The organism is Pseudomonas rossensis (genome assembly GCF_039888995.1).
Taxonomy (GTDB): Bacteria; Pseudomonadota; Gammaproteobacteria; order Pseudomonadales; family Pseudomonadaceae; genus Aquipseudomonas; species Aquipseudomonas rossensis.
In genome coordinates this window covers 1-11,576 of the sequence record NZ_JBBWCB010000058.1, presented here as the reverse complement: position 1 = coordinate 11,576, position 11,576 = coordinate 1, and the positions used below count along the sequence as shown (strand labels likewise).

Annotated in this window: 8 protein-coding genes and 2 pseudogenes; 4 read left to right on the top strand and 6 right to left on the bottom strand. The window is 48.4% G+C overall.

The genetic code is table 11. The features are described from left to right. Positions 1 to 6 precede the first annotated feature (6 nt). The gene (locus WLY71_RS16675; protein ID WP_347804429.1) at positions 7 to 1,263 is read right to left on the bottom strand and encodes an HlyD family secretion protein; all 1,257 of its coding nucleotides are present in this window, start codon (positions 1,261 to 1,263) and stop codon (positions 7 to 9) included. 2,279 nt (positions 1,264 to 3,542) lie between these two features. Here WLY71_RS16675 and WLY71_RS16670 point away from each other — a divergent pair. The 4 genes and pseudogenes from WLY71_RS16670 to WLY71_RS16655 all read left to right on the top strand — a co-directional run. Then, a complete protein-coding gene (locus WLY71_RS16670) occupies positions 3,543 to 4,685 on the top strand; it encodes an SbmA/BacA-like family transporter (RefSeq protein ID WP_347804414.1) in 1,143 nt (380 codons plus the stop codon). Positions 4,686 to 4,826: 141 nt separating this feature from the next. Further along, complete coding sequence (locus WLY71_RS16665) at positions 4,827 to 6,572, top strand: hypothetical protein (protein WP_347804413.1); 1,746 nt, start codon at positions 4,827 to 4,829, stop codon at positions 6,570 to 6,572. Next, entirely contained in the window at positions 6,565 to 7,047 is a 483-nt protein-coding gene (locus WLY71_RS16660; RefSeq protein ID WP_347804412.1) for a toxin-activating lysine-acyltransferase, read from the top strand. Before WLY71_RS16665 ends, WLY71_RS16660 begins: the two co-directional genes overlap by 8 nt. A 130-nt stretch (positions 7,048 to 7,177) precedes the next feature. Next, positions 7,178 to 7,300 (top strand): annotated as a pseudogene (locus WLY71_RS16655) (helix-turn-helix domain-containing protein); the annotation flags it as partial. 91 nt (positions 7,301 to 7,391) lie between these two features. Here the strand turns inward: WLY71_RS16655 and WLY71_RS16650 are convergent. From WLY71_RS16650 to tnpA, 5 genes and pseudogenes are all read right to left on the bottom strand, one after another. Further along, positions 7,392 to 8,156, bottom strand: coding sequence for an SIR2 family NAD-dependent protein deacylase (locus WLY71_RS16650; RefSeq protein ID WP_347804411.1), 765 nt, complete (start codon positions 8,154 to 8,156; stop codon positions 7,392 to 7,394). Positions 8,157 to 8,337: 181 nt separating this feature from the next. Next, a complete protein-coding gene (locus WLY71_RS16645) occupies positions 8,338 to 8,493 on the bottom strand; it encodes a hypothetical protein (protein WP_347804410.1) in 156 nt (51 codons plus the stop codon). Between the two features lie 563 nt (positions 8,494 to 9,056). Next, a pseudogene (tnpC, locus tag WLY71_RS16640) lies at positions 9,057 to 10,644 on the bottom strand (IS66 family transposase). 61 nt (positions 10,645 to 10,705) lie between these two features. Further along, positions 10,706 to 11,041 (bottom strand): IS66 family insertion sequence element accessory protein TnpB, encoded by a 336-nt coding sequence (gene tnpB / locus WLY71_RS16635; RefSeq protein WP_147468092.1) that lies wholly within the window; start codon positions 11,039 to 11,041, stop codon positions 10,706 to 10,708. Beyond that, a complete protein-coding gene (tnpA, locus tag WLY71_RS16630) occupies positions 11,038 to 11,370 on the bottom strand; it encodes an IS66-like element accessory protein TnpA (protein WP_347804409.1) in 333 nt (110 codons plus the stop codon). The genes tnpB and tnpA overlap by 4 nt, the downstream gene beginning before the upstream one ends. Positions 11,371 to 11,576: the final 206 nt, after the last annotated feature.

Genomic DNA, 11,576 nt, shown 5'->3' with positions numbered 1-11,576 from the left:
TCGTTCCTAGAGCTTGCCTGTCAGGCTGTAGAGCGGTTCGAGAGCCCACTCATATAGATGGCGGGTCTCCTGCAGGATGTCTGCATCAACCAGCATTCCCGTCTGCAGCGGTCTTTGTTCTCCGTAGGCCAGCACTGATTGCGCCTCGAGATTGACGCGGATGCGATAGATCTGCTCACCGTCCAGGGCAAGCCCCGGTACGCTCCCGGTCCTATTTCCCAGGTCGCCAGCTGACAGGGTTGCTTGGGAAACTGATATCACGGTACCCAGGTGTTGGCCGAATTTCTGGTAGGGGTAAGCCTGATAACGAATCCTTACTGAATCGCCCGTACGAACGAATCCTATGGCTTTGCTAGGCGCATACAACTCTGCTTGCAGCCGCGAACCGGCAGGTACGATGCTCATCATCGTACGAGAACTATCGACGGTTTGGCCTGGCTCAACCAGGATGGCGGTTGCCACGCCATCTTGAGGGGCGGTAATGATCAGGGTGCGCTTGGCTTCGCTTTCGATGAGCTCCTGCTGAACTGTTGAAATTGATCGCTGAATGCTCGCTAGTTGGTTTGCGTGGCGGGCGGCAAGTCCAGACAGGTCGTGTCGGCGCTCGACCAGTTGTTGTTGCAGGGTAGTTGTTTCACGAGCTAACCCTTGCAAGGTCAGGCGCTGACCCAGCAGCTCGGCTTGGCGTTGCTGAAGTTGGTCCATGGATATGTAGCCTTGGTCCATCAACCCCTGATAACGAACGGCGGCATTGCTTGCTAGTTGTACAAGCTGTTCCTGGCTGGCAGTTTGCCGATCCAGCGTCTTCAGCTCCTGATGCAGACTTTTCAGTTTGCTCAGAAGGCTTTCTTGTTCCTGGGTCTGAAGCTGTTTTTGTTTCTCCAATTCGTCCTTCAGAGATTGGTGTCGTTGCAACAGTTGCTCACTCACCTCCGCCTGCACAGCCCCTGAATCACCTGCAGTGCGTTCACTGGAAATACGAAAAAGGTGCGCTCCTTGCTTGACCTGTTGCCCCTCCTCGACGAACCGCTCAAGCACCAGGCCATATTGCGGGGAGTGGATTCTGAGCTGGCCTGCGGCTGGTACTAGTTGGCCAATAACGGTACTGCGTTTGGTGTAGCTGCCAAATACCAGAAATGTCACCACGGTAGTGGCGAGTGCAAGCGCAAGCAGTGTCAGAACCGTGAAGGAAACGGGCCTTACCAATATGATTTCGCCGAGCCAGTCAACCTGCCGCGAGGCAATTGACTCGGGTCGAAACAGCGGAGATTTCGGTGTCACACATCTTTCCTTAGAGTGTTATGCGGTAAGCCACTGCGGAGATTCCTGGACTCTGCCAGTCCTTTGGCGTTCGCTCTGGGGCGGAGGGGTAAATTTATTGCCTGGCTATTCGTATTGTTCCCAGATGTCTTGTATTCCACCGCTGCTGGAGCATCATCGTCGGTGGTTGGCAATTGAATGTGCGGACGTTGACAGCCTGAGTTGGAGCGAAGCTTGAGAACTACCAGAATAGATAGCGCAATGTTACGCGCCTGTTGACAAATGGATTGACCAAGAAACAAAATCACCCAGTAACTGTCGTAATAATACTTTGTCTTATCAAGAAATGCTCATGTAAATTAGCTTTTTCCTCACGCTGGCGACAATGAGTAGTTGAGCCTGAGTTATTGTTGTTTCTAGCGCCGAGTACCACCCTCAAGTGTAGGGTGGAGTTTTTTCGCTATTTGCTTTAAGGTTGTGGATAGCAATAGCCATCTTACCACTTGCGGGTAACACGGTTTTTGGGCGAGGTATCGTCCCTGGGTTGAAATGGAAATCATCTGGTGTTATGGAAGGGAATCAATTGGCTGATTTGCATAAAACGTTAGTAAATTTCGATACTAAAATTATCGACGAGTGCAGCATTGTTTACCTGAACGACTCGAGAACGGGCAGGCAGTGTTCACGCGACATCCTCCGAGATTTCACCTATAGGGTGGAACCCCGCATCGGAGGGCTACCGAGACGTGCCGGTGAAAACCTTTAAAGCCGAGTGCGGGCTATTGAACAGATCTCCTGCGTACGCAGAACGCCGACTACTCAGTCGCACTGTATCGGGCAGGATTATATGACTGATGTAACGAGCCAGTTAGTTCGATCAGAATAGACGCCACTACTATATGAGAACGGATACCAGTAACGCCGTTGTGCGAACGCCTGCAGTTAAACGAGACGGGGGAGTAAGCGAAAAAAGCTTGTTCGTGTTTTTTATTGCGATCTAAAATGGATATGTAGTAGCTTTAATTGCCGAGCACTGGGAGGTGAATAGATCTCATAAACTGGTGCTGATAATTACAGCTGTAAGTATTCCTTTTTGGTTGGTTAACAGAAAAAGAAGTGTGACTGACTTTGGAAATAATGTCAGTTAAGCAATTGCGCTAACGCGTGCGGTAATGCGAGAAGGATGAGTATCTTGAAACGCCTTTTATTCGTGTGTTTAATTTCGGTGTCAATTGGTATCGCGGTCGGTTCAATTGCCGAATATTGGGATGTTAATAAGTACATTAAATTAGCGCTGATAGCTATAGCTGTGAATATTTCCATCTGGTTATTGAACAGAAAAAAAATGTGTGACCAACCCGGTTGAATTCTTCAATAGGGATTCAATTCAATTGAAAGTAATTAAGGAAGCAAGATGAGAAATCTAACGGACAAAGAACTGCTGATGATTTCCGGCGCAGGAGGGGGATTTACTGTCTCGCCAGAGACGTTAGGAGGCGCAATTGGGGGGACTGTCGGGGGTATGGTAGGCGGGCCAATTGGCGGCGGAATAGGTGTTGTCATAGGCGGTGGGGCGGCTAACCACCTGGCAAACGGAACACGCGCCCCTGGCTCGGTGAGCGGCAGTGGTATTCCTTGGGGGGCCTCAATGGGTGGCCCTTACAATCCCGCGGACGCAAAATAACGGGTATGACCTGAATCCGGTCGTATCTGACTGAGTTGCCGAACAAACCGTTCCTGCGGGGCCATACAGCCTCCGCAGGAACCAGTTGTTGGCGTAATTTCTAGCATGGAATGTTTGCACCGCGTAATGGACTTATGAACACAGACCACATTCACAGTGGAAAAATGGTAAGTCGAATGCAGGCGGTTGGTCAGCACAAATACAACTAGCTGGTCAGTCCATGCAATTACGCTAGTTACTAACTTCTTCAACTCGATGAAGCAAATCAAGAATAGAAAGTCGAACTGAGTCAGTAGACTTGCGAGGTGATCGCGTTACTGCATGACCGCTTCCATTCTTGCGCGCAGGCTGCGATTATTTTTACACGCCAATACTCTTAATTTTTTGACCCTGAAAAGGCCGAGCGGTAAAGATCGTTAGTCCTCTCGCGCAGGAGGGAACCCACGGTGGGTTCTGGGTGCGCAAACGCAGTATTGGCGTTAATTCACGACATCAAACCCCACCGCTGGGGTTTGGGTGCTGTAATAAAAAGCGCAATGAAAAGTGCGATGTTAATAAGTGCTAATTACTTACTATAAAAGCCTGAGATAAAGAAGCGATGAATGATGAGAAAAAGTTGCCTGAAATTCCAACTAGAGTTTTTTTAAGAAAAACCTTTAGCATATTGGTTTTATATTGGAAGGGCGAAGAAAAGGTATTTGCCTGGGTGGCGACAATAAGTCTTGTTGTGTTGGCGCTCTCGGGAGTAGCAACAGCGCTGGCTTTTAATGAATGGTATAAACACTTTTATAATGCGATTCAAGAGCTGAATGGAGATCGGTTTTACTATTTGGTTTGGGTTTTTTTTGGGGTGGTAAGCTTTTCGGTACTAAGGTCAGTATTAATTTCTTACCTTGTAAATTTTCTTGCGTTAAAATGGCGAAAGTGGCTGACTAATTATTATATTGATTTGTGGGCCTTGCAAACGAACATGCCAAGCAAAGTGGCAAAGTTAGTTGATAACCCAGACCAGCGAATTGCAGAAGACATTAATAAGTTTACGTACGAATCAGTGGATTTAACGTGTGGATTGATCTACACGCTTGCTAGTGTGGTTTCATTTAGTGTTGTGCTTATCGGAATATCGGGCGAAGCCAATCTGTTTGGCTATAATATACCCTACTATATGTTTTGGGCCGCTATATTTTATGCCGTTATAGGGACGTATATAAGTCAAAAAATTGGATTTGTGTTGGTGTCTCTTAGTAATAAGCAACAAAAGTCCGAGGCGGACTTTCGGTTTGATCTTATAAAGCTTAGGGGGAATGATGAGAATAGTCCTGAGGTAGGGCATAGCAATAAGTTGCATGTCATGACTGGGCGAAAACTGGATTCGTGCATTGCTAATATGAAAAATATTATAGCTGTAAAAATGCGACTTTCTATATTTACAGAAAGCTACGCTCAGCTTTCTTTGATTTGCAGCAGTTTACTAGCTGCTCCACGTTTTTTTGCCGGGAAAATAACGTTTGGCGAATTAATGCAAGTAAATTCAGCGTTTGGCAACTTGTATGAAAATTTGAGTTGGTTTATTAATGCCTATCATACGTTAGCTGACTGGAAAGCCACGACTGATCGATTGATTGCATTTGATAGGGCGTTAGCTTCATTTTCAAAAACAAAATGCTTTCCGTTGACCGATGGTTTTACGAGTATTGAACCGTCTCATAGAAATGATGCCGTCATGGACCGCTCACTTTAAAACTTAAGCATCATTTAATTTTAATATGGAGTGAAGCATTTGATTGGATTATCACTATCAAACAGTCCCTAACGCGCCCTCAAGTTCTCAATATCTAATAGTTTTATTTATAGTTTAACATTAACCTGCGCGGCATAAAAAATGAAAGCAAAAAGCCTAGAATGCCTCCCAGAGGTATTTGTTAACATTGACGCCCATAAAATTCATAGCTCTAGCGTTGTTTTATATAATAAGTTACATGTTGATAATTCCAGCAATCTGACTGAGGCGGAAATTTTAGAAAGGTACAGTTATAGTACGAAGATTTCCGAGGCAAAGGGGAACGAATCGACGAATCATAAAAAAACGTTTTATGCAGAAAGATACGGCGGCGATCAAATTTCAAAAAATGGCGGTGGCGGTCGTTGTGGGTTCGATGGACTTTTTCAAATTAAGGGAATAGGCAGAACTCCACTAGTCGGCCTTAATACGGACGATGTACATTCTAACGGGATGTTAGATCTGGAGTCGGCAATTTATGAGGCTATCTGGGGAGAAATTATTAACTTGATTTTGCCACATGGAGCGGTAAGGTCACTGGCAGTAATATGCCTCGATAGTACTTTTTCGTTGGATGGAAGGGTTCACCAGCAAGCGCTGCTCGTACGAGAAGCCGTTATAAGACCTGCGCACTTCGAACGAGCCATTTATTTCAAGGAACCTATCATCCCTGGAAAATTGTGCAACGATGCGCGCCGCGTTCGTGACTCAATTCAAAAAATAAATGAGTTCCTTCCACGCCCGCAGAAATCATGTTTTCAGCAAACAAATTCAACTTCAATCTTATCGTTTGAAGAGGGGGTAATCCAACTTTCGAGAAAGTATGCAGAGCAATTTGCCGTCGCCCGCTCAAAAAATATAATGCATATGATGATGTCCTCTTCGAATATCGCCATAACGGGTGCCTGGCTGGATCTTAATAGCGTGACGGTAGTTTCCCATAAGTCAGTGAACGAAAAGAGATTATATCAAACGTTCAATACTGAATATGCTTCAGTGTTAAATAGCTTGAAAAGCATTTGTTTTAATGCTGAAAAATACATGCAAGCTACCAAAAAACAATCCGCAGAAATAATAGATAGCGCATTGTCAAATTTTTCAACTGCATATGATTGCGAACTTAGAAAATTTCTAATAATCCGCTCTGGCTTTCCACCCTGTGTAGTTGAATGGATGGTGTCGACTGTGGAATTTCAAGTTTATTCTAACAAACTTTTGAGTTTGATGGAGAACCAAGATTACGCGCTTCAAGATGAACAATTATTGGGTTGTTACAGATTTCATAATATAAAAGGGCTTCCGCACGTGGTCATTGAGGAGGTAGAAAATAGAGCTGATCATGATGTTGTCATAGAGTGGGATACAGACAATCTGTTTCTAAAAAATGAATTAGAAAATGCGTTCGAAAGCTTTTATCTGTTAGTAGTGTCAAATGTCAACATTAGCAAGCAGGCACTAAATCGGCTGATTTGCATAAATTTAACGAGACGTTCTAAAACCCCAGCCCTTTTGCAGAATTTTAAGCTTTATCAATTGATTCTAGAGTGTATTAAGAAAAATAACGCTGGACCGAGATTGAAGCAGGATATCGAATTGCTTTCTCAAGAAGCATATGACACGGCCAGTATCTGCTTAGGGACAGACGAAGGCTATAATAGTTTGCTCTGGAAAGAAGGAGATAACACAATTGAGTATGATGGCTTGCTAGACGCATTTCGAATAATTCATGACCAACAAGAAATAATTCTGAGCTGGAAGGAAATGACATCTTCACTCGATAACCTACCGATAGTAAAAAACTCCGAACTGTTTTATGAAAATATAAAGGGGATCTTGTTTGATGTATGATATAGCCACAGAATGTCCATCTGAAGAGATTCGTAAGCAAGCGACCATGTTTGGGTTCGCGACTATGGTACTTTTACAATCTCAAAAGTATTCATTGTTTCATATTTTAACGATAAAAATATGGCTTGAACAAGCAATCATGCTGGATCAGATTAAGTTTTATTTTGACTGGAATGGGCATCCAATAGGCTATGTTACTTGGGCTTACTTGGCTGAGGATGTCGAAAAACGTTTAGTCGAAGACCCTGATTTTGTTCTGCACTATTCAGAGTGGAATGAAGGTGGAAATGCATGGGTCATAGACTTTTGCTTGCCAACCGGAAACGCGAAAGAAGGATTGCGTTATTTTTTTGAACACATTAGTGAAACCTACTCCGGATCGCTCTCATGGGCACGGCGAGGAAGCAATAATAAAGTTAGAAAGGTTAGTAGTATCGACATAAAAACCAGAAATTACACTTCAAAATGCGTATAGCTAATGTATCCAGGGGGTTGCCGCTGACCGAAAACTGCCCCAGTAAAGGCTGTTCTGCCGACTGAAAACTGACCCGGGTGTTCAACTACTTCTGCTCACTTTCCGAGCAGGAGAACACAGGGTGATCAGCATGGAAATGTTGGGAAAAATTCGGAGGATGTACTTTCGCGACAAGCTGTCGTTGCACCAGATCGCCAGGCGTACCGGGCTGTCGAGAAACACCATCCGAAAATGGGTCAGAGCACCCGAAGCCACCTCCTTACGTTCGGTCGATAACGACCAGTTACGAAGGGCGGCAGCCGGCCAAATTTTGCCGTTGCTGATCGGCAGCTATGGGTCGATATCTACCTGCCTTCACTTATCTTTTCGAGCAGCATCGGCAGCACCTCGGCGGCAGCCCCTATCAGCATCAACTCCTTTTGCTCACCCATTGCGACGTCAGCCTTATTCACATGAATGACTGAAGCCCCAGAATCCAATGCAAGGTCGGGGAGGCCTGCGGCAGGCATGACGATCCCAGAGGTGCCCACTGAGATTAGAAGATCGCAATCCTTTACAAGGAGCACTGCGGCCTTCCAAGACTGGGATGGCAAATCCTCTCCGTACCAGACTACCGCTGGGCGCATTCTTCCATTACAACGCAGACATCTAGGAGGTTCGATCCGAGCGCCTTCCTCAGGCACTGCGGATTGATCAGGAAATACAACCGCAGGCCTATGGCAGGCGAAGCATTTGGGCATTGCTAAACTGCCATGCAAATGAATGACATTCGAAGAGCCTGCTCGCTCATGAAGGTCATCAATATTCTGGGTGATCACAGAAACCTGGCGCTGAGAGTGAGCCATGCGTGGTATCGCAAGATGTGCGGCGTTGGGCTCGGCCTGAGCGACTCGAAGACGGCGCCATAGATACCATCCCCATACTAAGGCAGGGTTTTCCCGAAAGGCCTTGGCCGTCTCTAGGTCCCTCGGATCGAGCCCGGTCCAGATTCCTGAGAGTTTTTCGCGGTACGTAGGGATACCGCTATCGGCGGAAATACCAGCACCAGTGAAAAAGACCACCTTCTTAGCCTTCTGTAGCACGTCTGCGGCTTGCTCTATGACATTCATGGCACCAATTTTCTCCCATCTTCCCGCTTTGGATTACTGGAGTTGTTGCTGAGTACTATTACTATTTGTTCAAACAGGTCATCTACTTTAAGCAGTGCTGGCTCATGTGCCTGTTTAAAGGCTTCACGGGGCCATAAGCGGTCTGTTACAAAAGGCATCTTTCAACGCCTGCCAGATGTATCTACCAGTCTTCCGTTGAGGAGCAAAACACGGGGCTAAACGTTCCTATCCCCATTTTTTTTGCTTGCTCTTCAATTCGGCCAGCCTGTAGCACATCCTGCTTAGTGGGGAAGTGGCGCAACAAAAAATTTGCATCTCTTCGAACGCGCTCGGGCACCTTGTAGTGGTCTTAACGCCGATGAACAGCACGTAAAATTCGACTCGTATCCTCTTAACCTGATGTTTGGTCCCTTCGCTATGGTCAGACTCCACCCACGATCCCTGTGATCGCCGGCTGACGTTTCTCAGGGCCTACAGCTTTACGTTTCTTCTTGCCTCACTGAACACGACAATTTCGGCAGGTGGTGCGGCCGTCTGGAGAGACTTGCACCAGTATGCGTTGTAACCGTCCGGGCATCTCACCTTGCATGGAGATATCTACGTTTTTTACTCATCTTAGCGATCTGATGAATCCCATGGTTCCTGCAAAAATGACGATTTCTTTTCCGCTATTGCGATGGGCCTATGCTAAGTTCAGATCAGTTGTGAATGGATTTTTCGGTTATGGAGAACGCATCATGCTCGCAGTAGGCATCTCGCTACTTGCCGTAGGCTTAGGCACCGGCAATCCTGGCTTTTGGATGCCAGGCTGCGTCTTCGCGGCTATAGGGTGTTCCCAAAGAGTTAAACGTCGAGACTGACCGTAAGCAGTCAGTCTACGCATGGCTCACATCGCGCAGATCAAGTTGGCATCCACTTATGTGGCAGTAACTGCCCGATTTCACTCGCCCGCTGCGTCGGCAGGCGCGTGAGAACATCCTTCAAATAGGCGTACGGGTCATGTCCATTAAGTCGCGCCGACTGGATCAGACTCATGATCGCAGCCGCCCGTTTCCCGCTGCGTAGCGAGCCTGCGAAGAGCCAGTTCTTACGTCCAAGAGCCCATGGTCGGATCTGGTTCTCGGCCCAATTGTTGTCTATGGGTACAGCCCCGTCATCAAGGTAGCGCGACAGCGCTGCCCAGCGTTTCAGGCGGTAATCAAGTGCTTTGCTAATGGCTGCGCCTTCGGGCACAAGATCGCGCTGGGCGATCATCCAGGCATGCAGCATCTCCATTATCGGCGCGGCTTTTTCTTGCCGTATTCGGCGCCGTAAATCCGGCTCCAGGTCGCGGACTTCTCTTTCGATTTCGTACGGCAACTGGATATAGCGCAGGGCTTGCTCGGCGAGCGTGCTTTTATTCGTAGCGTGCAGTTCGAAGAACTTGCGCCGTGCATGGGCCATGCACCCAATCTCGGTCACGCCGAGTTCAAAGCTGGCCTTGTAGCCGCCAAAATCGTCGCAGACCAGCTTGCCCCTCCAGTCTTGCAGGAAGTTGCGAGCATGCTCACCGGCGCGGCTCGGGCTGAAGTCATAAACAACAGCTGCTGTTTCGCAGAACTGGCTGGTGGCGTAGGCCCAGACATAGGAGCGGTGAGTTTTCTTTGTTCCGGGCATCAGCATTTGCACAGGTGTTTCATCGGCATGAATAACCTGCTGCCCGAGTACCACGTCGCGCAACGCATCGACCAGAGGCTGCAACTGCACGCCCGTTATGCCAACCCATTGAGCCAAGGTTGAGCGTGGAATCGCCAGGCCCGCTCGACCGAAGATCGATTCCTGACGGTAAAGAGGCAGGTGGTCGGCAAACTTGGCGATCATGACGTGGGCAAGTAGGCCCGCAGTCGGAATGCCCTTATCAATAACCTGCGCCGGAACGGGTGCTTGGATCAGCGTTTCGCAGTCATCGCAGACCCATTTGCCACGCACATGGCGTTCGACGGTAAACACGCCGGGCGTGTAGTCCAGTTTCTCGCTGACGTCCTCGCCGATGCGCTTGAGGGCGCAGCCGCATGGGCAGTAAGTATTGTCCGGTTCGTGATGGATCAGTGTGCGTGGAAACTCTGCCGGCAAAGCAGTGCGTTTGGGCTTTTGCTTTTTCTCGGTCGGAGCCAGCACTGTTTGCAAGGCTTGAAGCTCTGCTTCAATCGCCGCGATATCGGTATCGATCAGATCATCGAGCAAACTGGCCTGCTCAGGATTCATCTGCTCGCTGCGTTTGGCAAATTTCAAGCGCTTGAGTTGTGCGATTTCATGTCAGCTTTTCGATCAACGTTTGGTCGCGGTTGATCTTCTTGCCCATAGTCTCAACGGTTTTACCCATCGTTTCGACCGTCTTGCCCAGCGTGTCAACCTGGTTGTCGAGGCTCTCGACGCGCTGCATCAACTGCGCCGCCAAGGCGCGCAGTTGTTCAGGGGACAGGTGGTCGAGATTGGGGAGCGAAGTCATGGGGCTGATTTTGCCAGAGCAGGCAATTTGCGGCGATAAGTCGATGGGCTAATGGCTGCCGCTAAAGCAGTGTGATCGAGCCTCCAGAACCTGCGCGTTGCCATGGCAGCCCCAGCACCAATGCCTGAAGTTGCTCGGTATCCAGTTCCATTTCTGAGCCATGGCGAACGCCAGGCCAGTGGAACTTGCCTTGGTTCAACCGGCGCGCCGCCAGCCATATTCCGAAGCCGTCATGCACCAGCACTTTCATGCGATTGGCGCGGCGATTGGCGAACAGATAAGCACAGTGCGGCTGCGCCGCACCGAACACCGCAATCACCCTGGCTAGCGCCGTTTCGGTGCCTGCGCGCATATCCATCGGCTCTGTGGCGAGCCAGATGGAGTCGATGCGAATCATCGCAGAAGGTCTCGAAGAAAGGTCGAGCAAGCGGCAGCATTTTCAGTTGGCCAATTAACTTTGACGGTGCCACGCGGGTACTGGATTTCAACACAGATATTGGGCGATGCGGCTTGCGCATTTGCTCTGGCCAGCGGCATGGGGAGTGGAATAAATGCAGGTTGCAGCGCCGTGCTGTTCTGCGTTTGCAGGCGAATCCATTTGTGGACGAGGTTTGCATTGAGGCTATGGCTGAGAGCGATGCTGGCAATCGAAGCACCGGGCTGGGCGCACTCTTGAATGACCTGGGCCTTGAAGGACTTGGAATAGGAACGGCGTGTTGGCTGCATGAAATACCCGCTTAAAAGGCTAGAACTGGTGCCCACTTAAATTTAAGTGCACACCATGTCTTGGCTTTGCGGGGCTGGGTAGATGACTTGTAAGCGCTCCATGAAGCCCACATTCCAAGCCGAAACCTGATGTCCGATGCTGTGCTCCCGATTTCTTTCTGGAGCCAGTCCGTCATGATGCGTCCCGACGCCAAAGTCGAAAAAGT

Excerpts from the sequence above, each read along its gene's own strand:
- WLY71_RS16670 (WP_347804414.1), top strand. The coding sequence starts at position 3,543 with ATGAATGATGAGAAAAAGTTGCCTGAAATTCCAACTAGAGTTTTTTTA.
- WLY71_RS16665 (WP_347804413.1), top strand. The coding sequence starts at position 4,827 with ATGAAAGCAAAAAGCCTAGAATGCCTCCCAGAGGTATTTGTTAACATT.
- WLY71_RS16660 (WP_347804412.1), top strand. The coding sequence starts at position 6,565 with ATGTATGATATAGCCACAGAATGTCCATCTGAAGAGATTCGTAAGCAA.
- WLY71_RS16650 (WP_347804411.1), bottom strand. The coding sequence starts at position 8,156 with ATGAATGTCATAGAGCAAGCCGCAGACGTGCTACAGAAGGCTAAGAAG.
- tnpB (WP_147468092.1), bottom strand. The coding sequence starts at position 11,041 with ATGATTCGCATCGACTCCATCTGGCTCGCCACAGAGCCGATGGATATG.
- tnpA (WP_347804409.1), bottom strand. The coding sequence starts at position 11,370 with ATGCAGCCAACACGCCGTTCCTATTCCAAGTCCTTCAAGGCCCAGGTC.